Annotated in this window: 22 protein-coding genes; 15 read left to right on the top strand and 7 right to left on the bottom strand. The window is 64.5% G+C overall.

Features of this window, described 5'->3' with window-relative positions; genetic code table 11:
* Positions 1-153 precede the first annotated feature (153 nt).
* Genes hisB through coaA form a run of 8 tightly spaced genes read left to right on the top strand, consistent with a single transcriptional unit; the run spans position 154 to position 5,652 of the window.
* Entirely contained in the window at positions 154-753 is a 600-nt protein-coding gene (gene hisB, locus JN279_RS02335; protein ID WP_010912875.1) for an imidazoleglycerol-phosphate dehydratase HisB, read from the top strand.
* A gap of 3 nt (positions 754-756) precedes the next feature.
* Complete coding sequence (locus tag JN279_RS02330) at positions 757-1,233, top strand: DUF2628 domain-containing protein (RefSeq protein WP_202351874.1); 477 nt, start codon at positions 757-759, stop codon at positions 1,231-1,233.
* Position 1,234: 1 nt separating this feature from the next.
* The gene (gene hisH / locus JN279_RS02325; protein ID WP_096452703.1) at positions 1,235-1,885 is read left to right on the top strand and encodes an imidazole glycerol phosphate synthase subunit HisH; all 651 of its coding nucleotides are present in this window, start codon (positions 1,235-1,237) and stop codon (positions 1,883-1,885) included.
* Positions 1,886-1,935: 50 nt separating this feature from the next.
* On the top strand, positions 1,936-2,685 hold the full coding sequence (hisA, locus tag JN279_RS02320; protein WP_096452705.1) for a 1-(5-phosphoribosyl)-5-[(5-phosphoribosylamino)methylideneamino]imidazole-4-carboxamide isomerase: 750 nt from the start codon (positions 1,936-1,938) through the stop codon (positions 2,683-2,685).
* A complete protein-coding gene (locus JN279_RS02315; protein WP_202351873.1) occupies positions 2,682-3,518 on the top strand; it encodes an arginase family protein in 837 nt (278 codons plus the stop codon). Before hisA ends, JN279_RS02315 begins: the two co-directional genes overlap by 4 nt.
* On the top strand, positions 3,515-4,309 hold the full coding sequence (gene hisF, locus JN279_RS02310) for an imidazole glycerol phosphate synthase subunit HisF (RefSeq protein WP_202353623.1): 795 nt from the start codon (positions 3,515-3,517) through the stop codon (positions 4,307-4,309). Before JN279_RS02315 ends, hisF begins: the two co-directional genes overlap by 4 nt.
* Positions 4,310-4,344: 35 nt before the next feature.
* On the top strand, positions 4,345-4,668 hold the full coding sequence (locus JN279_RS02305) for a phosphoribosyl-ATP diphosphatase (RefSeq protein WP_095203115.1): 324 nt from the start codon (positions 4,345-4,347) through the stop codon (positions 4,666-4,668).
* Between the two features lie 24 nt (positions 4,669-4,692).
* On the top strand, positions 4,693-5,652 hold the full coding sequence (coaA, locus tag JN279_RS02300; protein WP_095203116.1) for a type I pantothenate kinase: 960 nt from the start codon (positions 4,693-4,695) through the stop codon (positions 5,650-5,652).
* Positions 5,653-5,725: 73 nt separating this feature from the next.
* Here coaA and JN279_RS02295 read toward each other — a convergent pair whose 3' ends face one another.
* The 4 genes from JN279_RS02295 to JN279_RS02280 form a co-directional block, all read right to left on the bottom strand.
* Positions 5,726-7,267, bottom strand: a complete 1,542-nt coding sequence (locus JN279_RS02295; protein ID WP_202351872.1) for a DegQ family serine endoprotease — start codon at positions 7,265-7,267, stop codon at positions 5,726-5,728.
* 197 nt (positions 7,268-7,464) lie between these two features.
* Complete coding sequence (locus JN279_RS02290) at positions 7,465-8,184, bottom strand: MBL fold metallo-hydrolase (RefSeq protein ID WP_202353622.1); 720 nt, start codon at positions 8,182-8,184, stop codon at positions 7,465-7,467.
* A 35-nt stretch (positions 8,185-8,219) separates the two neighbouring features.
* Positions 8,220-9,386: a diphosphate--fructose-6-phosphate 1-phosphotransferase gene (locus JN279_RS02285; RefSeq protein ID WP_096452713.1), complete on the bottom strand. Its 1,167-nt coding sequence runs from the start codon at positions 9,384-9,386 to the stop codon at positions 8,220-8,222.
* Between the two features lie 86 nt (positions 9,387-9,472).
* Positions 9,473-10,240, bottom strand: a complete 768-nt coding sequence (locus JN279_RS02280) for a L,D-transpeptidase (RefSeq protein ID WP_202351871.1) — start codon at positions 10,238-10,240, stop codon at positions 9,473-9,475.
* 240 nt (positions 10,241-10,480) lie between these two features.
* On the opposite strand from JN279_RS02280, the gene JN279_RS38645 reads away from it, so the two are divergent.
* Entirely contained in the window at positions 10,481-10,603 is a 123-nt protein-coding gene (locus JN279_RS38645; RefSeq protein WP_274608645.1) for a hypothetical protein, read from the top strand.
* A 148-nt stretch (positions 10,604-10,751) separates the two neighbouring features.
* On the top strand, positions 10,752-11,375 hold the full coding sequence (locus JN279_RS02275) for a LysE family translocator (RefSeq protein ID WP_202351870.1): 624 nt from the start codon (positions 10,752-10,754) through the stop codon (positions 11,373-11,375).
* A gap of 51 nt (positions 11,376-11,426) precedes the next feature.
* Here JN279_RS02275 and JN279_RS02270 read toward each other — a convergent pair whose 3' ends face one another.
* Positions 11,427-14,273, bottom strand: a complete 2,847-nt coding sequence (locus JN279_RS02270; protein WP_202351869.1) for an autotransporter family protein — start codon at positions 14,271-14,273, stop codon at positions 11,427-11,429.
* Between the two features lie 227 nt (positions 14,274-14,500).
* On the opposite strand from JN279_RS02270, the gene JN279_RS02265 reads away from it, so the two are divergent.
* Both JN279_RS02265 and xylB read left to right on the top strand, forming a co-directional pair.
* Positions 14,501-15,823 carry a tetratricopeptide repeat protein gene (locus JN279_RS02265; protein WP_202351868.1) on the top strand — a complete coding sequence of 441 codons (1,323 nt, stop codon included), beginning with the start codon at positions 14,501-14,503 and terminating at the stop codon, positions 15,821-15,823.
* Positions 15,824-15,904: 81 nt separating this feature from the next.
* Positions 15,905-17,359 carry a xylulokinase gene (gene xylB, locus JN279_RS02260; protein ID WP_202353621.1) on the top strand — a complete coding sequence of 485 codons (1,455 nt, stop codon included), beginning with the start codon at positions 15,905-15,907 and terminating at the stop codon, positions 17,357-17,359.
* Between the two features lie 191 nt (positions 17,360-17,550).
* Here the strand turns inward: xylB and JN279_RS02255 are convergent, their stop codons facing one another.
* Positions 17,551-17,913 (bottom strand): nuclear transport factor 2 family protein, encoded by a 363-nt coding sequence (locus JN279_RS02255; RefSeq protein WP_202351867.1) that lies wholly within the window; start codon positions 17,911-17,913, stop codon positions 17,551-17,553.
* Positions 17,914-18,026: 113 nt separating this feature from the next.
* Here JN279_RS02255 and xylA point away from each other — a divergent pair, with 113 nt between their 5' ends.
* From xylA to JN279_RS02240, 3 genes are all read left to right on the top strand, one after another.
* Positions 18,027-19,352, top strand: a complete 1,326-nt coding sequence (xylA, locus tag JN279_RS02250) for a xylose isomerase (RefSeq protein WP_096452729.1) — start codon at positions 18,027-18,029, stop codon at positions 19,350-19,352.
* 202 nt (positions 19,353-19,554) lie between these two features.
* Positions 19,555-19,758 (top strand): hypothetical protein, encoded by a 204-nt coding sequence (locus JN279_RS02245; protein WP_096452731.1) that lies wholly within the window; start codon positions 19,555-19,557, stop codon positions 19,756-19,758.
* A 48-nt stretch (positions 19,759-19,806) separates the two neighbouring features.
* Positions 19,807-20,580: a TIGR01458 family HAD-type hydrolase gene (locus JN279_RS02240; RefSeq protein WP_202351866.1), complete on the top strand. Its 774-nt coding sequence runs from the start codon at positions 19,807-19,809 to the stop codon at positions 20,578-20,580.
* On the opposite strand, the gene JN279_RS02235 is transcribed toward JN279_RS02240, so the two are convergent.
* Complete coding sequence (locus JN279_RS02235) at positions 20,561-21,541, bottom strand: GlxA family transcriptional regulator (protein WP_096458315.1); 981 nt, start codon at positions 21,539-21,541, stop codon at positions 20,561-20,563. The genes JN279_RS02240 and JN279_RS02235 overlap by 20 nt on opposite strands.
* Positions 21,542-21,595: the final 54 nt, after the last annotated feature.

Raw genomic sequence — 21,595 nt, 5'->3', positions numbered from 1 at the left:
TGCACGGGACCAATGATTGCAAACCGCTCGATAGCGGCCGGGATGGCAACTGGCAATCGCCGGATCATGCTGCTAGAAGGCTTTCGTTTTCAAGCCGGGGAATGCTCGAAGCTCGTCTCTCGAGCTTTGAAACCCTGAGACAAGGACAAGGTCATGGCGCCCCGATCCGCCGAAGCCAGCCGCAAGACCAAGGAAACCGACATTTCGGTGTCGGTCCATGTCGACGGCTCGGGCAAATCCGATATCGCCACGGGCGTCGGCTTCTTCGACCACATGCTGGATCAGCTTTCGCGCCACTCGCTGATCGACATGACGGTCAGGGCCAAGGGCGACCTGCACATAGACGACCATCACACGGTCGAGGACACCGGCATCGCGCTTGGCCAGGCCTTGACCAAGGCGCTGGGCGAACGGCGCGGCATCATGCGCTATGCCTCGATCGACCTTGCCATGGACGAGACGCTGACGCGCGCGGCGATCGACGTGTCCGGCCGGCCTTTCCTGGTCTGGAACGTGTCCTTTTCGTCGCCCAAGATCGGCACCTTCGACACCGAACTGGTGCGGGAATTCTTCCAGGCGCTGGCCCAGAATGCCGGCATCACGCTGCATGTCACCAACCATTATGGCGCCAACAACCACCACATCGCCGAAACCTGTTTCAAGGCGGTGGCGCGCGCGCTGCGCGCGGCACTCGAGCCCGACCCGCGCCAGCCGGACGCGGTTCCCTCCACCAAGGGATCGTTGAAGGGATAGGTCATGGCCACCTATGTCGTGATGGAACCGCCCGGCCGCAGTGAGAAGGTCGACACAACAGCCTTTATCCGTGACGGCTTCACCTGGCTCGGCCTGCTGGTGCCGCCGCTGTGGCTCGTCTGGCACCGGCTGTGGATCGAAGCAGGACTTGCCTTCATCGTCATGAGCCTGCTCTCGATGGCTGGCCAGGAACTTGGCCTCGGATTGGCCAGTTCGCTGCTGTCGCTGCTGGTATCGCTCTATGTCGGCCTCGAAGGGCAGGGGTTGCGTATCGCGGCGCTGCGCCGGCGCGGCTGGCATGAATGGGGCGTGGTTCAGGCCGGCCGGCTCGACGATGCCGACATCCGCTATGCGCTGGAGGTCGAGAGGCATGCCGAGGAGACCACTCCCGCGCCGCGCATCGTTCCGGACGCTGCCCTGGCGCGCCCGGCGCAGCCGGGCATGGCGCTGGGCCTGACCCACATACCGGGACGGCGCTGACATGCGGGTAGCAATCATCGACTACGGCTCGGGCAATCTGCGCTCGGCCACCAAGGCCTTCGAGCGCGCCGCGCGCGAAGCCGGCATATCGGCCGAAATCGACCTGACGGCGGATGCCGACCGGGTGCGCAGCGCCGACCGCATCGTCCTGCCGGGCGTCGGCGCCTATGCCGACTGCGCGGCAGGCCTGCGCGCCGTCGACGGCATGTGGGAAGCGGTCGAGGATGTCGCCATCGCCAAGGGCCGGCCCTTCCTTGGCATCTGCGTCGGCATGCAGCTGATGTCGCAGCGCGGCCTGGAAAAGACCGTCACCCATGGCTTTGGCTGGATATCCGGCGACGTCAAGGAGATCACGCCGGCCGATCCGGCGCTGAAGATCCCGCAGATCGGCTGGAACACGATCGAGCTCAGGCGCCAGCATCCGCTGTTTGCCGGCATCCCGACCGGACCAGCGGGGCTGCACGCCTATTTCGTCCATTCCTACCATCTCGATGCACGCAAGGCGGACGAGGTTCTGGCAGTCGCCGACTATGGTGGCCCGGTGACGGCGACCGTCGCCCGCGACAATCTCGTCGGCACGCAGTTCCATCCCGAAAAGAGCCAGGCGCTGGGGCTGGCGCTGATCACCAATTTCCTCCGTTGGAGGCCATAGACCATGATCCCGAAAAGTGGACACCGGTTTTCGTTGAGGGCGCCTGAATCGTGATCCTTTTCCCTGCCATCGACCTCAAGGACGGCCAATGCGTGCGCCTGAAGCACGGCGATATGGCGACCGCGACCATCTACAATGATGATCCCGCCGCGCAGGCAAAGGCCTTCGAGGATCAGGGCTTCGAATGGCTGCACGTCGTCGACCTCAACGGCGCCTTCCAGGGCCAGAGCGTCAACAGCGCGGCGGTCGGCGCCATCCTCAAGGCGACGAAGAACCCGGTGCAGCTCGGCGGCGGCATCCGCACGCTGGCGCAGATCGAGGACTGGCTCGACCGCGGCCTCGCCCGTGTCATCCTCGGCACGGTGGCGGTGCGCGATCCCGAGCTGGTCAGGCAGGCCTGCAAGGCTTTTCCAGGCAAGGTGGCCGTCGGCATCGACGCCAAGGGCGGCAAGGTGGCGGTCGAGGGCTGGGCCGAGGCGTCGAGCCTCGGCGTCATCGAACTGGCGAGGAAATTCGAGGGCGCCGGCGTCGCCGCCATCATCTACACCGACATCGATCGCGACGGCGTGCTGACCGGCATCAACTGGGACTCAACCATCGGTCTCGCCGACGCCGTCTCGATCCCGGTCATCGCGTCGGGCGGCCTTGCCTCGATCGCCGACATCGTGCGCATGACCATGCCTGACGCGCAGAAGCTCGAAGGCGCCATCTCGGGCCGCGCGCTCTATGACGGCCGCATCGATCCCGCCGAGGCACTGGCGATCCTGCGGGGCCGGTCGGCGGCGGAGGCAAAATCGTGAAAATCACCATTATCCTCGCCTCCTATGACAGCGGCCACTATCACGGCGGCATGGGCCAGGGTCCGGATGCGCTGATATCAGGCGGTCTCGTCGACGCCCTGACTATGGCCGGCCACGACGTCGCGGTCGAGGATATCGGCAGGGTCGGTGCCGAGCAGGAGCGCGAGATCGCCACCGGTTTTGCCGTCTGCAACGCCGTCTCGGGCGAGGTCCGCATTGCCATCGATAGGGGACGGTTCCCCATCGTGCTGGCCGGAAACTGCCTGACATCAGCCGGCGCGGTCGCCGGCGAGGGCGCCGATGCGATCATCTGGGCCGATCAGCATGGCGACCTCAACACGCCCGAGACATCGGTATTTGGCTTTCTCGACGGCATGGCGCTGGCGACCGTGCTTGGCCTGTGCTGGCGCCCGATGGCGTCAGCCATTCCTGGCTTCAAGCCGATCGACCCGTCACGCTGCGTGCTCCTCAACGCCCGTGATCTCGATCCGGCCGAGGAGCAGATCCTCAACACCTTGCCGGTGATTCGCACCGAATGTGCCGGCGTGGCGCAAGCGACGCAAAAGCTGCAGGCCGCAGGTGCCAAAAGCGTGCACATGCACCTCGATCTCGACGTGCACGACCCCAAGGATCTGCAGGCCAACCGCTATGTCACGTCTGGCGGGCCGAGCCCCGAACAGTTGCGCGACGCCGCCTGTGCGATGGCGCTTGCCATACCGGTCGTTGGCATCACCGTTTCCGCTTACGATCCGGCTTTCGACGCGCAGGCCGACGTTCCGCCGCAGGTCGGCAAGCTGCTCAACGATCTCATCGCCACGATAGAGGGCCGCTGATGCTGAAAGCCCGCGTCATCCCGTGTCTCGACGTCAAGGACGGCCGTGTCGTCAAGGGCGTCAACTTCGTCGATCTCATCGACGCCGGCGACCCGGTCGAGGCGGCCAAGGCCTATGACGCCGCCGGTGCCGACGAGCTCTGCTTTCTCGACATCACCGCCTCGTCCGACAACCGTGAAACCATCTTCGATGTCATTGCCCGCACCGCCGAACAGTGCTTCATGCCGCTGACCGTCGGCGGCGGCGTGCGCCAGGTCGCCGACATCAGGAAGCTGCTTCTGGCCGGCGCCGACAAGGTGTCGATCAACACGGCGGCGGTGAAGAACCCGGATTTCGTCGCCGAAGCGGCCGATAAGTTCGGCAATCAATGCATCGTCGTCGCCATCGACGCCAAGAAGGTCTCCGGCGCCGGCGAGGCCGACCGTTGGGAGATATTCACCCATGGCGGACGCGAGAAGACCGGCATCGACGCGGTCGAATTCGCCCGCAAAATGGTCGATCGCGGCGCCGGCGAGATCTTGCTGACCTCGATGGACCGCGACGGCACCAAGGCCGGTTATGATATCGCGCTGACACGTGCGATCGCCGATGCGGTGCGCGCGCCGGTCATCGCGTCGGGCGGCGTCGGCACGCTGGATCACCTGGTCGAAGGCATTCGCGACGGCCATGCCGGCGCCGTGCTGGCGGCCTCGATCTTCCATTTCGGCACCTACACGATCGCGCAGGCCAAGGCGCATATGGCCGCCGCGGGGTTGCCGATGCGGCTGGACTCCTCGGGCGAACGGCCCTAGAGGCTTTCCGGCTAAGAAAAAGGCTCTCAGGCGCCATGGCTGAATTTTCGCTGTCCGATCTGGAAAAAATCGTCCATGAGCGCGCTCATTCCGGCGATCCGGACTCTTGGACAGCGAAACTATTCGCGCGCGGCATCGACAAGGCGGCCCAAAAGCTTGGCGAGGAGGCGGTCGAGACGGTGATTGCCGCCGTCAAGGGCGACAGACAGGGCCTCGTTTCCGAAAGTGCCGATCTTATATATCATTGGCTTGTCGTTCTCGGCCTCTCGGGTGTTCCGTTAAGCGACGTGCTCAAGGAGCTCGAAGGCCGCACCGGGCGTTCGGGCATCGCCGAGAAGGCGTCACGGCCCAAGGGCTGACCGCGAGGGAGGGCAGGTATCTCGATGGATCAGCTCGCGCCAACCGAGAAATATTCCCCCTTTCGTTTCTTCTCCGCCGAGCAATGGTCGCGATTCCGCGCCGACACACCGCTGACGCTGAGCGAGGACGAGTTCCGCCGGCTGCGATCGCTCAACGATCCGGTCGACCTCGAGGAGGTCAAGCGCATCTACCTGTCGCTGTCGCGGCTGCTGTCCGCCCATGTCGAGGCGAGCCAACTGCTGTTTCGACAGCGCCAGGCTTTCTTCAACGCCGTCGATATCGTCAAGACGCCGTTCATCATCGGCATTGCCGGCTCCGTCGCGGTCGGCAAATCGACCACCGCACGCGTGCTGAAGGAGCTTCTGGCGCGCTGGCCATCGAGCCCCAAGGTCGATCTCATCACCACCGACGGTTTTCTGCTGCCCAATGAGGTTCTGCGCCGCGAAAACCTGATGGAACGCAAGGGTTTTCCCGACAGCTATGATGTCGGGGCGCTGCTGCGCTTCCTGTCAGGCATCAAGTCGGCGCTGCCCGATGTCCGCGCGCCGGTCTATTCGCACCTTACCTATGACGTCATTCCCGGCGAGTTCGTCACCATCGACCGGCCCGACATTCTGATCTTCGAAGGCATCAATGTCCTGCAGCCGGGCAAGCTGCCGCAGGACGGCAAGATCGTGCCCTTCCTGTCCGACTTTTTCGACTTCGCCATCTATATCGATGCCGACGAGAAGCTGATCCACGAATGGTACATCTCGCGCTTTATGCGGCTGCGCGAGACCGCTTTCCGCAATCCGGACTCGTTCTTCCACCGCTACTCGCAGCTTTCGGAGGAAGCGGCGCGCGCCATCGCCGAAGGCCTGTGGACCAACATCAATCTGAAGAATTTGCGCGAAAACATTCTGCCGACGCGCGCCCGCGCCGATCTCATTTTGCGAAAGGGCGCCGACCACCTGATCGAGGAAGTGGCGCTGCGCAAACTTTAGCCGGACACCGATGTGGCGGGCTCGTCACCGACAAGCCCGCCACATCGACCTTCATATCCATCCGTGTCGCGGCTCAGCCATTGGCGAACGGCACCGCGACATAGATCTGGCCACCGTCGCGTTCGACCAGCAGCAGCACCGACTTGCGGCCGGATCTGCTGGCCTGCGCGATCGCCTGCGTGACCTGCTTGGCGCTCTTCACCGGGGCCTGGTTGACCGCGACGATGATATCGCCCGGCTGGATGCCGGCAGCGGCCGCCGCCCTGTCGGGATTGACGCGCGCAACCAACGCGCCATGCTCGTTGTCGGCGAGGTTCATCTGCTGGCGAATGTCTGATGTGAGGTCCATCAGGCCAAGGCCGATCGCCGGCGCGCGGGAGCCCTGTTCGGTGCTCGGCGTGCCGGAATTATCGGTCGATGCCGTCTTCACATCGTCGCTGTTTTGCCCGACATCGACGGAAATCTGCATCGCCTTGCCCTTGCGCCAGACATCCAGCATCTCCTTGGCGCCAGGCGCGACATCGGCGACGGCGCGCGACAGATCCTTGGGATCCTTCACATCCTGTCCGGCGAAGCCGGTGATGACGTCGCCGGCTTCGACGCCGGCGCTGGCGGCGGGCGAGCTGTCATTGACCTTGGAGACCAGCGCGCCGCTGGCATGATCGAGCCCGATGGCGCTTGCCACGTCAGGCGTCACCGGCTGGATTTCGACGCCGAGATAACCGTACTGGATCGAGCCGTCCTTCATCAGCTTGGCGACGACCTTTTGGGCCTGGTCGGACGGGATGGCGAAGCCGACGCCGACACTGCCGCCATTGGGCGAATAGATTGCCGTGTTGATACCGACGACATTGCCGTTCACATCCACCAGCGGGCCGCCGGAATTGCCGTGGTTGATCGGCGCGTCGATCTGGATGAAATCGTCGAACGGCCCGCTATGCAGGTCGCGGCCGCGTGCCGAAACGATGCCGGCCGTCACCGTGGTGCCGATGCCGAACGGATTGCCGATCGCCAGCACCTGGTCGCCGGTCATAAGCTTGTCGGAATCGCCCCATTTGACCGTCGGCAAGGACTTGTCGGTCTTGACCTTGAGCACGGCAAGGTCGTTCTTGGCGTCACGCCCGACAAGCTTGGCGGGAAGTTCGGTGCCGTCGTCGAGCGTCACCTTGATCGAGGAGGCGCCGTCGACGACGTGATTGTTGGTGACGATCGTGCCGTCGGCACTGACGATGAAGCCGGAACCGAGCGCTTCGGCCCGTGGCGCCTGCTGCGGGGGTGTCCGCGGAGCGGGCATGCCCTGGTCGCCGAAGAACTGGCGGAAATACTGGTCGAACGGCGAGTTGCCGAGAGGCATGCCGTCGTCGTCATTTGCCGTCTGCGCTTTCATCACGGTTGTGACCGTGACCACCGCCGGTTTGTCGGCCGCCACGATCGGCGCGAACGAGCCATTGGGGGCGGTGATGCCGGCAACCGGCGTCTGGGTCGTCGCGACAATTTTGCTGACGCCGGTGCTGTTCGCGCTCTGGGCGAACGAGACGACGACGGGGGAGATGATCAGCGCAGCGCCCAGCAGGGCGGCGACGCGATGCCTACGAAGAATACCAAGAGGTGACATGGTCGTTCTGTCCGGGCGAGGGTTGATCTGGCGCCGCGGGTATCTTGGGAGGAAGCACCCGTCGGCGTGTCGACGACCGGATTGCCTGTCTCGCCGTACATGGCGGCCGGCCGGATCGACACCAGGGTATCTAGGGTGCCGATCGGCCCGAATTAGGGTTTTTGGGCGACCTTACGAAGATTTAATTCAGGGAACGCTTACGGATCGTCATGCCGGCGCAGATAATCCGTCGCGATCTCACGCATGCGCTTGCCGTCGAAACTCGGTCCGTGGCCGCCATGGCCGATGCGGATCGGCAGGTCGAGCAGCCGCTGCATGGTGCTGATATAGGCGGCACGGTCGGAATCCGGCAGCGAGTCGATCAGCGTGTCGTCATAGATGGCGTCGCCGCTGAAAAACAGCCCGTCGGTCTCGTCGAGAAGCGCGATCGAATCCGGCGAATGCCCGGGCAGATGCAGGACGCGGAATTGCCGGTCGCCGAGATCGATGAGATCGCCCTCGTCAAGCGTCCGCGTCAGCGGTGCCGAGGGGATCTTGTAGTCGGCTGCCTTCCAGCCCGGCGCCGGCAATTTCGACACAGCGCCTTCGAGATCATGGAACATGTAGGCGTAGGTCGCCGCCTCATCCATGCTCTCGAAATGCGCGGCACTCATCTTCGGCCCCGCCCGCCACGGAAATTCGTGCAGCGAGCCGACGTGATCGAGATGGATGTGCGTGGCGACAACCAGCAGCGGTTTGCCCCGAGGCATCTCGATCTCCGGCGCCAGCGGGCAGATGCCCATGCCGGTGTCGACCACGAGGTCGGCGTCGCGGCCGCGCAGATGCCAGATATTGGCACGCACATACTCATGCACGAACGGCTCGGTCAGCATCGTCGTCCTGTCGTCGACGATGCTCTTGCTGAACCATTCCGGCATCACAAGTGAGCCCGGCATCAGGTGTGAGCCTGACATCAAACGAACGGCTTCCCGACCTTGTACTTTTCCGGCACCAGCCGCTTGAGATAGGCCATGCCGGCCTCCGACAGCTGGTTGACGTCGGGTTTCATGAAATTGTCCGGCATGTGGCGGGTCTTGCCGGCGACGTTTTTCAGCGGCACCTTCTTCAGCACGGTTTTCGTGCCGTCAAATTGCAGCGCCACCGAGCCGCCACCCTGTTCGGCGACGGAGACGGCGAAGGCGCCGGCATCGAATGCCTCCTGCGCGTCGACGGCGCTGATGGCGCCGACATAGCCGCGCGGCATGTAGCCGAGTGCGTCGACGCGGGCCCGCTTGCCCGGCAGCCCCTCGGCCAATGCACGTTCGAGTGCGGCCGGCAGGTCGCTGCCCGACAATTTGACGTTGCCATGCGCGTCGCGCTCGAGCTTTTCCGGCGGCACCAGGCTTTCGACCAGTGCCTTGCCGTCGGCGGTGCTCACCCCTTCCGACACGGCGACGATGCAGCGCTTGTGGCGGTCGAGCGTGGCGCGCACGTCGTCTATGAAGCCGGCCGCGGAGAATGGTCGTTCCGGCACGTAGACCAGATGCGGTCCGCTGTCTGGATCGAGTTGCCAGGCCGCGGCGGCTGCGGTGAGAAAACCGGCATGCCGGCCCATGACGATGCCGACATAGATGCCGGGGAGCGCACGGAAATCGAGATCGACGGACAGGAAGGCGCCGGCGACGAACTCGGCCGCCGAGATGAAGCCCGGCGTGTGGTCGTTTTCCTCGAGATCATTGTCGATCGTCTTCGGCGCATGGACGAAAGCGATGGAGCCGCCGGCGGCATCGGTCAGGATCTGCTGCGTGCCCGACGTGTCGTTGCCACCGATATAGATGAAGGCATCGGCGCCGGCTTTCTTCAGCCCGTTGAGGATCACGTCGCAATAGGCGGCATCCGGCTTGTCGCGCGTCGAGCCGAGCGCTGCACTCGGCGTTCCGGCAATCAGCCGCAGCCGGTCTTCCGGGATGGCGGAGAGGTCGACATAATTGCCGTCACGGATGCCGCGCACGCCATGGATGGAACCCAGCACCTTGGCGCCGGGATGCCGCTTACGGATCTCCAGCGTGGCACCGACCACAGTCTGGTTGATGACGGCGGTCGGGCCGCCGCCTTGCGCGATAACAAAAGTTCCAGCCATTCCTGACGTCTCCCGAGCGATGGTTTTCAAGGCACCTTGGCCTGTCTTGCCGCATCACGCAACGGGAGAAACAGAGGGACAAAGGATCACATGACGACGACCGGGTTTTTCTTCGAAACGCGGCTGTAGAGGTCGATAATGTCCTGGTTGATCAGGCGCACGCAGCCCGACGACATCGCCTGGCCGATGCTCCACCATTCGGGCGAGCCATGGATGCGGTAGCCAGTATCCTTGCCGTCCTGGTAGATGTAGAGCGCGCGCGCCCCAAGCGGATTGGTGAGGCCGCCGGGCTGGCCGCCTTGCCACTTCACCAGTTCGGGCTTGCGCTGGATCATTTCCGGCGGCGGCGTCCAGGTAGGCCATTCCCTGCCGTACTGGATGTTGGCGCGGCCGGACCAGCGGAAGCCGTCCTTGCCGATGCCGACGCCATAGCGGATGGCGTCACCACCCGGCTGGACGAGATAGAGCATGCGCTCCTTGAGGTGGACCACGATGGTGCCGGGCGCCTCGCCGGTGGTGTCGACGACGATCTGGCGGCGGAATTCCGGCTTGACCTTCAGATACGGCACCTCGGGCACGTTGAAACCGTTGTCCGTCAATCCGGCATACATCAGGTCGGGGCTGGTGACGTTCTTGTCGACGCTGATCGCCGGCCGCATCGGCGGCACGGAACCGGTGACCGTATTGTCTAGTTCCAGCGCCGGCATGCCGTCACCCGAGGTCGAACAGCCGGCGGCGCTGAGCAGTGCCAGCGCGCCTGCTCCGGACAGGATGGCGCGGCGGGAAAGAAGATGATCGGTATCGATTGCGTCGCCGTTTCGTGGCGGCGTCAGACCTTGCGGCAACTCACGCATATACCCAAACCCTACGCTGTCGGCGGGAAGCACGGTCCGGCCGGATAGCGGGCATTTTCATCATTCATGGTTGATAAAGCGTGAATGCCTTGCGCCGCCTGCATTTGCGCCTTGCCTGGCAGTCTCAGGCCGTCGCGAATGATGCGCCAACCGGGCGCTCCTGCACAAAAACACCCAGTTCGGGTCATAATCCCGGCACCGGCCTCTCCTACCCCATCAGGCGATCAGCGAGGGGCCTCCATGTGCAAGACGTTAAAAACCGACATCACGCTTTTTGCCGCTGCCATTGCCGCGGTCGCATTGGTTCTCGGTGCCGATGTCAGCCTGGCCGATATCGTGAGCACGCTGGGCGGCGCGAACTGACGCCGACCTGCCTTTGGCGCAATTGATATCGCGGCAATTCCGGCGCGGCGGGTTGCCTTCCGGAATTGCGTAAAAACAAAAATCAGGCCTCTTTACATTCTCCCTGGGCTGAGGATTTATCCTTTTCCTTAACCCAAGGGAGACAGACATGTCCTTCGAGAACTGGGCCGCTTTCGCCGCCGCGTCGACCATCCTCCTCATCATTCCGGGTCCGACCATCCTGCTGGTCGTGTCCTATGCGCTGGGCCAGGGCTGGCGCACCGCCCTGCCGATGGCGGTCGGCGTGGCGTTGGGCGACTTCACCGCCATGACCTTGTCGATGCTCGGCATTGGCGCGCTGCTCGCCGCTTCGGCTGGTGTCTTCACCATCCTGAAGCTGATCGGCGCCGGCTATCTGATCTATCTGGGCGTAAAGCTGTTCCGCGCCGGCGGCGCGCTGAAGGCAGAACCGCGAACCGATGCGGTATCCTCGGCCAAGATGATGGCGCATGCTTGGCTGGTCACCGCGCTCAACCCGAAAAGCATCACCTTCTTCGTCGCCTTCCTGCCGCAGTTCCTCGACCGGCATGTCAATTTCTGGACGCAGATGCTGATCTTCGAGACGACCTTCCTGGCGCTCGCCTTCGCCAATGCCTTCGGCTATGCGCTGGCCGCGGCACGCGCCCGCAATGTCGTGCGCAATCCCAAGGCAATCCGCATCTTCAACCGCACCGGCGGCACGCTGCTGGTCGGCGCTGGCATCGCCACAGTGGCGATGCGTTCGGGTAACTAGCCCGTCTATATTCGATCATCCGAAACCGGTTCCGGTTTCGGATGATCTGGTTCACCACTTGACGCTGATCCCGAGATTGCCCTCGAGGATGCGGCGCTTGTCGCCGCCGAGATTGGTCGTGTAGTCGCCGGTGGCAAAGAGGCTGACCTTGTCGGTCAGCTTGGCGACCACGCCGCCACCGAACTCGAAGGAGGTCGATCGGCCCTCGGTCGAGATGTCGGTGGTGCCGAAATTGACATGGCTGGTGCTGCCGAAATCGTGCCAGATGTTGGCTTTGAGGTAAGGCTGCAGCGCCATGCCATTGATCGTGGTCTCGCCCTGAAGCCGCGCACCCAGCCGGCCGCTGACGCTGTTGTCGGTGCCGAAGGAAACCGACGAGAAGCGGTCGTTGGTGTCGTCGAGCGACAGATGCCGCCAGACCAGCTGCGCCTGCGGTTCCAGCGTCCAGCCCTGCGCCAGCGCGATGGGATAGCCGCCTTCCAGCGAAGCGGTGACGCCTGTTCCGCCGACATCGATGCCGATGTCGCGCGACGACGTCGTGTCGCCGCCAAAAAAGGTGGCCATCAAGACACCGTCAACGTACCAGCCGCCCTGGCCGATGCGTGTCCAGTAACCACCGACGCTGGTGCCGCTGACATCGAGGCTGCCGACGGACAGATCGTTCCATCCCAGCGCCTGGCCGCGCACATCGCCCTTCATGCTGGCATAGGCTACGAACAGGCCGGCGCGATCGATCCCGCCTGAGGCGGTCTCGCGTCCGAACACGTCGAACCCCGCCTGGAGGCCGAACAGCGTGCCGTCGTAGGAGGGCGACACCGTTCCCGACCAGCCCATCTTGGCGTCCTGGCCAAAAATGCGGCCCCAGACCGGCGACAGCTCCGGGTCCGATAGCAGGCTTTGCTCACCCCGCCGTTCGTGGAACGTGCCGAGCGTCGTCATCGCCAGGTGCTCGGCCACCGGCGGCAAGGCCGAATAGACCGGCACCTCGATGCGGTAGAGCGGGATCACGGCTGCCTGCACCGCGGTCGCTCCCGGTGTCGGCGGCGTCGGCTGGACCGGTGGCGGACCGGGCAGCGTCGGCACCGGCAGCACGGGCGCTGCGGTCGGCACCACCGGCGGAGGTGGCGGCGGATCGGCGGGTGGCGCCGGTGGTGGTGGCGGTGGCGGCTCCGGTTCCGGGTCGCTGGCCTGCACCGGCGGTGTCGGATCGACCGGCGGGGTGTTGATGTCGCCCTCGGTCGGCGGTGGTGTCGGCGGCAGTTCCGAGGGCGGCGGTGGCGGCGGTTCCGCCGCGGGCGGTACCGGTTCCGGCGGCGGCGTGGGTTCGAGCGCCGGCGGGGCTGCCGCCGGCGTCGCCGGCGTGGTCAGCGTCGAGCGCAGGTACCAGTTTTCTTCGCTGCCGGCGCTGACGCCGCCCTTGAACAGGTAATATTCGAACGCGCCTGCGGCGACCGGCGCGTCGAGCGCGAAGGTCGTGGCGCCCGAGGTGGCGCCGTTGATGGACTGGACGACCATGATGCCGTCCTGCGCGGTCGCGGCCCCCGCGCCGCCGACATTGACCACTGAAATGCCGGTCGAGCCTGAGGCTGTGCCGCCCGACAGGACCAGCCTGTCGGATGCGGAGGTGTCGTCACCGAGTTCGGTCTGGACAAGCAGCAGGCCACCGGCGCCGACATAATTGCCGGAGATCGTCAGCCGGTCGGTCGCGCCCGTGGTGCCGTTGGTCAGGTCGATCCGCCCGGCATTGGTGACCTGCGCCAGCTGGCCCGCTGTGAAAGCCTGGATCGCGGCGTTGAAGCCGCCGCCATAGAGCGTGCTCGATGCATCGACGCTGAGCGAACCCGTGCCGGTGCCGCTGTCGCCGAGCACGAGATTGCCGTCGAGCGTCAGCTGTGTGTCGTTGGTGGCGCCGATGCTTTCCCAATTCTGAACCCGGCCGATCCCGTCCAGTTTGACGTTGTCGAAGGTCAGCGCATCGGTGCCGAGGCCGCCATTTATAGCATCCGTGCCGCCGAGATTGGCGTTGGTGAGGTTGCTGAGCTTGGCGGTATCATTGTCGGCGCCGAGATCGACCGCGCCATAGATGATGCCGCCGCCATTCCAGACGAAACTGTCGGAACCAAAGCTCATCAGTACGTCGCCGCCGACGGTACCGCCGGTGATCGTGACGCTGTCATTGCCGCCGCTGACGCTGATGTTGCCACCGATCGTGCCGCCCGACAGGATGATGGTGTCCTGATCGAAGCCGGTGACGAGGTTGCGGTCGATGGTGCCGCCGGACATGTTGAAATAGTTCTTGTCGAGCTTCATGTTGACCCGGCCGATGCGGCCGCCGGTCATCACGGCACGATCGCCATCGTCGAAGAAGTCGACGATGCGCCCGCCTGTCATAGTGAATGTGTCTAGTCCGTCGCCCTGGTTGAGCGATCCGATCTGGCCACCGCTCATGTTGAAATCGTCGATGCCGGCGCCCTGCTGGACATTGCCGGTGACAGTGCCGCCGCCGATGGTGAAGAAATCGGTGCCGTCGCCCTGGTCGACCGTGCCGGTGATGGTGCCGGACTGCATGTTGATGCGGTCCGTGCCGGCGCCGAAGATGACGTTGCCGCTCACCTGCCCGGTGCCGCCGGCGGGAAAGGTCAGCGTATTGTCGCCGCTGGTATCGGTAAGACTGCCGCCCGAATCGCCGCTGTCGCAGGTGAAGGTGGTATTCCCCGCCGACGGAACCAGCACACAGGCCGCCAAGGCCGCGGAATTGGGCAGCAACGCAAATGCTGTAGTTGCAAGTAAGCTAATAAACCATGGATGGATTTGCCGTGGGCCTCGCCGCAACAAAGAAATCGAGTCACTAGCGTATTCCGAACAGCCGTTCGGACGCTGTATTTCAAAATGCCGCATCGCGTCCTCTCTCAGATCGCGATTACAAGCCCTTCGCCGCGCCGCAATGAAGCCACAATTCGTTCGGTTTTACAAAGCCTAATCTGCGTTAAATGGTTGATGAACTGCGAAAGCTACTGGAATAGACCTTATAGAGTGCGCGATTGGCACGTCTGTGGCCCATGCTTTAAGATCGCCTTGGCCCGAAGGGCCGAGGGGCTCATCCCGGGTCGATCAGAGGATGTTGCATGGGAATCAGGGACACATTCGGCCTGACATTTTCAGGCGCCACCGAAGCGGGGTTCACGCCATACAGTCAGGCCGTGCGTGAACTGGCGTGCTTCATCGGCGATCCCGTCGCCTCCGTCGACCGTGCCATATCGGAGGATCCCGGTTTCGTCATGGCGCATGTCTTCAAGGGCTATCTCTTTGGCCTCGCCACCGAGCGCGACGCGACGGCGGTGGCCAGGGCCTGCCATGAGGCGGCGCTGCCGCTTGCCGCGACGGCGCGCGAAGCGGCGCATGTCTCAGCCCTCGGCCATCTCGCCAATGGACGCTGGCATGACGCCGCCAGAATCCTTGAGGATATCGCCATCGAGACCCCGCTCGACGCCGTGGCGCTGCAGGTCGGGCACCAGATCGACTTCTTCACCGGCAATGCCCGCATGTTGCGCGACCGCATCGCCCGCGCCTTGCCGTCCTGGCAGAGCGGCATGCCTGGCTACCACGCCATCCTCGGCATGCAGGCCTTCGGGCTGGAGGAGATGGGCGACTATGCCAGGGCCGAAAAGCTTGGTCGCGCGGCGGTCGAGCTCGAGCCGCGCGACGGTTGGGCGCAGCATGCGGTCGCGCATGTCATGGAAATGCAAAGCCGGCAAAGGGACGGCATCGCCTGGATGCGGGCCAATCCCGACGCCTGGACAAGAGAGAGCTTCCTGCAGGTGCACAATTGGTGGCACCTGGCGCTGTTCCACTACGATCTCGGCGAGACCGACCAGGTGCTGGCGCTCTATGACGGACCGATCTATGGCACGCCATCGGCGATGGCGTTGAACATGGTCGATGCGTCGGCACTCCTGTGGCGGCTCCATCTCGGCGGCGTCGATGTCGGCGACCGCTGGACCGCGCTCGCCGCCAATTGGCCCAAGGCCGGCCTCGGCGACTACGCCTTCAACGATGCGCACGCGATGATGGCCTTCGTCGGCGCCGGCCTCGACGGACCCGCCCTTGCCTTGCTGGAGACGCAGCGCGAGGCGATGCGTGGCAGCGGCGACAACGTCGCTTTCACCCGCGATGTCGGCCATCCGCTGACACGGGCGATCAAGGCATTCGGCGAGGGCAAATACACCGAGGCCGTGCAGCTGATCCGGCCGATCCGGGCGATCGCCAGCCGTTTCGGCGGCAGCCACGCACAGCGCGATGTCATCGACCTGACGCTGATCGAAGCGGCCTTGCGGGCCGGTGACCGCGCGTTCGCCGGGGCGCTCACGGCGGAGCGTTCGATGGCGCGGCCGGACAGTCCGCTGTCGGCGCTGCTTGCACGACGCGCGGCCGATTTGTCAGAGAATTGACCGCAAGCGGATCTTGCCTTAAAAACTGGCTCAGCCAGATTTTTTCGAGATCCGAAAAAAATAATGGCATGGGAGGAAAACATGTATCTCGGCCTCGACCTGGGCACGTCGGGCGTCAAGGCGCTGCTGATCGATGCCGGACAGAATGTCGTCGGCTCCGGCCATGGCGCGCTTGACGTTTCGCGGCCGCATCCCGGCTGGTCCGAACAGGATCCGTCGCACTGGATACGCGCCTGCGAAGACGCGATCGCCGAACTGAAGGCTTCCCATCCCAGAGAGTTCGCGGCTGTGAAAGGCATCGGCCTGTCCGGCCAGATGCATGGCGCCACCTTGCTCGATGCGGCCGATCACGTGCTGCGCCCCTGCATCCTGTGGAACGACACGCGCAGCCATGTCGAGGCGGCGGCACTCGACGCCGATCCGCGCTTTCGCGCGCTCACCGGCAACATCGTTTTCCCTGGCTTCACCGCGCCCAAGCTTGCCTGGGTGAAGAACAACGAGCCCGCTGTCTTCGCCAAGGTTGCCAAGGTGCTGCTGCCGAAGGATTTCCTGCGGCTTTGGCTCTCCGGCGAGCACATTTCGGAGATGTCGGATTCGGCCGGCACGTCCTGGCTCGATGTCGGCAAGCGCCGCTGGTCGCCTGAACTGCTGGCGGCTACATTGCTTGACGAAAAGCAGATGCCGTCTCTGGTCGAGGGGACAGAGAAGGCCGGCGGGTTGCGCAGCGAATTGGCGTCGAAATGGGGCGTCGAGGCCGGCATCCCGGTTGCCGGCGGCGCCGGCGACAATGCGGCTTCCGCCTGCGGCATGGGCACCGTCGGCGCCGGCCATGCCTTCGTCTCGCTCGGCACGTCGGGCGTGCTGTTTGCAGCCAACGCGTCCTATCTGCCCAACCCGGCAAGTGCGGTCCACACCTTCTGCCATGCGCTGCCCGACACCTGGCACCAGATGGGCGTCATCCTGTCGGCGACCGATTCGCTCAACTGGCTGTCGGAGATCACGGGCAAAGGCGCCGGCGACCTGACATCGGAACTCGGCGACACGCTGAAGGCGCCGACCGGCGTGTCCTTCCTGCCTTACCTCTCTGGCGAGCGCACGCCGCACAATGATTCGGCCATTCGGGGTTCCTTCACCGGGTTGGCGCATGAATCGAGCCGTGCGGTGCTGACGCAGGCAGTCCTCGAAGGCGTCGCCTTCGCCTTCCGCGACAGCCTCGAAGCCTTGAAAACAGCCGGCACCACATTGACGCGCGTCACGGCGATCGGCGGCGGCTCACGCTCGCGCTACTGGCTGAAATCGATCGCCACTGCGCTGCAGGTGCCGGTGGACATTCCCGCCGACGGCGATTTCGGCGCCGCCTTCGGTGCTGCCAGGCTCGGCCTGATCGCGGCGACGGGTGCGGATCCGTTGGCCGTCTGCTCAGCGCCCAGGACGGATGCCACGATCGAACCGGATGCCAAGCTCGGCAGCGCCTATGCGGACGCTTATCACCGCTACCGGGCGCTCTACCCGGCGATCAGGGCGGTAACCGCGTGAGCATGTGCGAGGCCCCCCTCTCTGCCCTGCCGGGCATCTCCCCCTCAAGGGGGGAGATTGGCAGTGGGGGTGCCCCGCTCATTTCTGCAACGCAGGAGATTGGCGAAAGCCGACGCGACATCCGATCTCCCCCCTTGAGGGGGAGATGGCCGGCAGGCCAGAAAGGGGGGCCTCGCGCCGCCTCTACGCCCTCACTGCGCCGGCACCTTGTCCAGAAACCCGGTGACGCTCTTGAGCCGCCCATTCTCGATGATGCCGATATCGGTGCCTTCGATGACCGAAGGGGCGCCCTCAGGCCCGAGATTCCAGGAGAAGCGGATCTTGTCGGCGACGCCGTCCGGCGTGCCCTTCAGCGAGAACCGGAAGCCGGCAAAGCGCTGCTGCACCCCGTCGATGAGCGCCGCGACGCCTTCATGGCCGTCGCCCTGCATCAGCGGATCGCGATAGCTGACGTCTTCGGTGAAAGCGGCCTTGAGCAATTCCGCACGGCGGCTGGCATCGCTTTCGTTCCAGGCGGTGATGTAGCCCTCGGCGATTTTGTTGAGGTCGGTCATGGTCTGTCTCCTTCGTTGAGTGGCTTTGACACGACCCTTTTCACCCCACGGCAGAGCGAAACCAATTACGCCTGAGGTAATCAGGGCGAACTATTCGAGAGAGGACAGAAATCATGAGCAGCGGATTTTTCGGCGACATCCAGAAGATCAAATATGAGGGGCCGGATTCGACCAATCCGCTGGCCTACCGCTTCTACAATCCCGACGAGGTGGTCGCCGGCAAGCGGCTGGAAGACCATCTGCGCTTCGCCGTCGCCTACTGGCACTCCTTCGCCTGGCCGGGCGGCGATCCCTTCGGCGGCCAGACCTTCGACCGTCCCTGGTTCCCCAAGGCGGGTGGCATCGACACGATGGAACTGGCGAAACTCAAGGCCGATGTCGCCTTCGAGATGTTCTCGCTGCTCGGCGCACCCTATTTCTGCTTCCACGACGCCGACGTGCGGCCCGAGGGTAAGGATTTCTCCGAAAGTGCGGCCCGCCTCGACGAGATCGCCGATTACTTTGCCGGCAAGATGAAGCAGACCGGCGTCAAGCTGCTCTGGGGCACGGCCAACCTGTTCTCCAATCGCCGCTTCATGTCGGGCGCCGCCACCAATCCCGATCCGGATGTCTTTGCCTATGCGGCGGCGACGGTGAAAAGCTGCATCGACGTCACCAAGCGGCTGAAGGGCGAGAACTACGTGCTGTGGGGCGGGCGCGAGGGCTATGAGACGCTGCTCAACACCGATCTTGCCCGCGAGCAGGAACAGGCCGGTCGCTTCCTCAGCCTCGTCGTCGACTACAAGCACAAGATCGGCTTCAAGGGCACCATCCTGATCGAGCCGAAGCCGCAGGAGCCGACCAAGCATCAGTACGACTACGACGTCGCCACGGTCTATGGCTTCCTCAAGCGCTTCGGCCTGGAGAAGGAAGTAAAACTCAACATCGAGCAGGGCCATGCGATCCTGGCCGGCCATTCCTTCGAGCACGAACTGGCGCTGGCCAATGCGCTCGGCGTCTTCGGCTCGATCGACATGAACCGCAACGACTATCAGTCGGGCTGGGACACCGACCAGTTTCCCAACAACGTGCCGGAAATGGCGCTGGCCTATTACCAGGTCCTGCAGGCCGGCGGCTTCAAGACCGGCGGCACCAATTTCGACGCCAAGCTGCGCCGCCAGTCGCTCGATCCGCAGGACCTGCTGATCGGTCATATCGGCGGCATGGATTCTTGCGCGCGCGGCCTCAAGGCGGCGGCGAAGATGGTCGAGGACAAGGCGCTGTCAGGTCCGCTCGCCGAACGCTACGCCGGCTGGAACACGGCGGAGGGCAAGGCGATGCTGTCGGGCAAACGCACGCTGGAGGACATCGCCGAACGCGTGGTGAAGAAGAAGATCGAGCCACAGCCGCGCTCCGGCCGCCAGGAATTGCTGGAAAACATCGTCAACCGCTACGTCTGACGCCGGACTCGCTGATTTCTACCGTTTCCCGGGCGGCGGGATGGCCAAACCGTCGCCCGGAACGCCTTTGCGCACGAGGCGGACCTACAACAAGGTTCTGCCCAGAACTGCCCCTCAATCGCCCCGCTCTTGCCTTCAAACAGCCGTCACGTACCTCGTATAGTGTTGGCATGTGGCGGGAAGGAAAGAAGGAGGCGAACACATGCAGCATGAGCGCGAAATCGACGCCCTGCTCTCTCCTGGCGAGGCCGGATCGATCATCGATCGGCTGATGGCGCTGCCACATTCGAAGGACAGTGCCCGCAAAGCAAATGAATGGGATCGCGCGGTCGCCGCGCGACTTGAAACAGTGCTGGCCAATAGCATGCGCTCGCGAATTGTCGGCGAAAGTCGCGACGCCGCCTGATAATCCCAATGATTTGACGAACGGAGGCAGTTTCTCCATCCTTCACCCATGATACGCGCGGTGCTCCTGGATATTCTGGGTGTCATCTATGATGCCGACACCCCGATCGCGGGCGCCGTGGCCGCGGTCGAGCGCCTGCGTCGGGCCGGCTTGCCGCTCCGCTTTGTCAGCAACACGACACGCACGCCGCGCGAAGCAATGATCGAGCAGCTTGCCGCTCTGGGAATCGAGGTGACCGATGCGGAATTGCTGACGCCGGCCCGTGCCGCTGTCGAATGGCTGCGCCGCCATGAATGCCGGCCCCATTTGCTCGTCCATCCTGACTTGGAAGCCGAGTTCTCCGGACTGGAGGGCGGGAACGGGTGTGCTGTCGTCGTCGGCGATGCCGGTGACGCCTTCGACTATGCTGGTCTCAACCGGGCGTTTCGCGAACTTGTTGCCGGCGCCGATTTCGTGGCGCTTGCCACCAACCGTACCTTCAAGGATGCGGACGGCCTGTTTAGCCTCGACGCCGGCGCGTTTGTTGCGGCGCTCGAATTCGCCAGCCGCCGTCCCCCCGTAGTGCTCGGCAAGCCGTCGCCGGATTTCTTCCTTTCGGCGCTCGCCGACGTGAACTGCCCGGCGGCCGATGCGGTCATGGTCGGCGACGATGCGGAAAGCGATGTCGCCGGCGCGCTGCGTGCGGGACTTGGCGCGGCACTGCTCGTTCGGACGGGCAAGTATCGCCCGGGCGATGAAACACGCTTCGATCCGCCCCCGACGGCGATCGTCCACGATCTCGCCGCTGCGGCGGATTGGATACTCAACCGCGCCGCAGCCTGACCGGCGCTTCGCCGAACGCTCTTGAAAACGCTCTTGAAAATGCCGCGGCGGACGAGAAACCTGTCCGCCCGGCAATGTCGGCCATGGCCACCCTGGTGTCGACCACCAGCCTGCGCGCGGCACCCAGGCGCAGCCTGAGATAATAGGCACCTGGCGTCTCGCCGATCGACTTGCGAAAAATGCTTTCCAGGGTGCGTGCCGTCACCCCGGCACGCTTGGCGATGGCCTCTATGGTCAGCGGCTGGTCGACATGCGCTTCCATCAGCCGGATGGCCTGCGCCAGGCGTGGATCGTAGCCGTCGAGCCGGCCAAGCGAGACCAGCGGCTGCGCATCGGTCGCCACGCGCGCCTGGTCGTAGATGAAGGCGCTTGCCACATCGAGCGCCACAGCCATGCCGAGCCGGGTGCGGATCAGGTGCAGCATCAGGTCGAGCGTCGGCGACGCACCGCCCGTGGTGAAGACCGGCCCATCGATGATGTATCGATCGGGGCGCACGTCGACGCCGGGAAAAGCCGACGAAAAATCCTCCATGTCTTCCCAATGGGTGGTGGCGCTGCGCCCTTCCAGCAGTCCGGCGCGCGCCACCAGCCAGGTGCCCGCCTCGACGCCGCCGCAGGCGCGGGCCGACCGTGCCGCGCGCCGCAGCCCGGCGAGCAAGGCTGACGTGGCATAGTTCTGCGTGCCGAAACCCGCGACCACGACCAGGACGTCGGTAGGCTCCGTCGCATCGAACCGGCCGCTGACCGCCACGGGCAGCCCACATGTCGTGACCGGGGCCTCCCCGGTCACCGAAACCAGTTTGAAGTCGAACAGCGTTTCGCCGGCGATGCGGTTGGCGGCGCGCAGCGGATCGACGGCGCACGCCACGCACATGATGGACGCCCCGGAAAACACCAGCAGCGTCACCTTCAGCGGCGACTGCTCAGCGCGAAAGATTGTCGCTTTTTCGTTTTTTATCATGTCGCCTTCGTAAAGCGCAAAGCAACCTCCCGCAAGTCGCGCAATGTTATGCCT

Source organism: Mesorhizobium sp. 113-1-2 (genome assembly GCF_016756475.1).
GTDB classification, from domain to species: domain Bacteria; phylum Pseudomonadota; class Alphaproteobacteria; order Rhizobiales; family Rhizobiaceae; genus Mesorhizobium; species Mesorhizobium loti_C.
The sequence above is the reverse complement of the archived record's forward strand: the minus strand, read 5'-3'. Positions and strand labels throughout refer to the sequence as shown.

What these genes read in the sequence shown, in the direction of transcription:
- hisB (WP_010912875.1), top strand. Translation starts at nt 154, where the DNA reads ATGGCGCCCCGATCCGCCGAAGCCAGCCGCAAGACCAAGGAAACCGAC.
- hisH (WP_096452703.1), top strand. Translation starts at nt 1,235, where the DNA reads ATGCGGGTAGCAATCATCGACTACGGCTCGGGCAATCTGCGCTCGGCC.
- JN279_RS02305 (WP_095203115.1), top strand. Translation starts at nt 4,345, where the DNA reads ATGGCTGAATTTTCGCTGTCCGATCTGGAAAAAATCGTCCATGAGCGC.
- JN279_RS02290 (WP_202353622.1), bottom strand. Translation starts at nt 8,184, where the DNA reads ATGCCGGAATGGTTCAGCAAGAGCATCGTCGACGACAGGACGACGATG.
- JN279_RS02240 (WP_202351866.1), top strand. Translation starts at nt 19,807, where the DNA reads ATGATACGCGCGGTGCTCCTGGATATTCTGGGTGTCATCTATGATGCC.
- JN279_RS02275 (WP_202351870.1), top strand. Translation starts at nt 10,752, where the DNA reads ATGTCCTTCGAGAACTGGGCCGCTTTCGCCGCCGCGTCGACCATCCTC.
- JN279_RS02265 (WP_202351868.1), top strand. Translation starts at nt 14,501, where the DNA reads ATGGGAATCAGGGACACATTCGGCCTGACATTTTCAGGCGCCACCGAA.
- JN279_RS02285 (WP_096452713.1), bottom strand. Translation starts at nt 9,386, where the DNA reads ATGGCTGGAACTTTTGTTATCGCGCAAGGCGGCGGCCCGACCGCCGTC.
- xylA (WP_096452729.1), top strand. Translation starts at nt 18,027, where the DNA reads ATGAGCAGCGGATTTTTCGGCGACATCCAGAAGATCAAATATGAGGGG.
- xylB (WP_202353621.1), top strand. Translation starts at nt 15,905, where the DNA reads ATGTATCTCGGCCTCGACCTGGGCACGTCGGGCGTCAAGGCGCTGCTG.
- JN279_RS02330 (WP_202351874.1), top strand. Translation starts at nt 757, where the DNA reads ATGGCCACCTATGTCGTGATGGAACCGCCCGGCCGCAGTGAGAAGGTC.
- JN279_RS02270 (WP_202351869.1), bottom strand. Translation starts at nt 14,273, where the DNA reads ATGCGGCATTTTGAAATACAGCGTCCGAACGGCTGTTCGGAATACGCT.
- JN279_RS02235 (WP_096458315.1), bottom strand. Translation starts at nt 21,541, where the DNA reads ATGATAAAAAACGAAAAAGCGACAATCTTTCGCGCTGAGCAGTCGCCG.
- JN279_RS02280 (WP_202351871.1), bottom strand. Translation starts at nt 10,240, where the DNA reads ATGCGTGAGTTGCCGCAAGGTCTGACGCCGCCACGAAACGGCGACGCA.
- coaA (WP_095203116.1), top strand. Translation starts at nt 4,693, where the DNA reads ATGGATCAGCTCGCGCCAACCGAGAAATATTCCCCCTTTCGTTTCTTC.
- JN279_RS02255 (WP_202351867.1), bottom strand. Translation starts at nt 17,913, where the DNA reads ATGACCGACCTCAACAAAATCGCCGAGGGCTACATCACCGCCTGGAAC.
- JN279_RS38645 (WP_274608645.1), top strand. Translation starts at nt 10,481, where the DNA reads ATGTGCAAGACGTTAAAAACCGACATCACGCTTTTTGCCGCTGCCATT.
- JN279_RS02245 (WP_096452731.1), top strand. Translation starts at nt 19,555, where the DNA reads ATGCAGCATGAGCGCGAAATCGACGCCCTGCTCTCTCCTGGCGAGGCC.
- JN279_RS02295 (WP_202351872.1), bottom strand. Translation starts at nt 7,267, where the DNA reads ATGTCACCTCTTGGTATTCTTCGTAGGCATCGCGTCGCCGCCCTGCTG.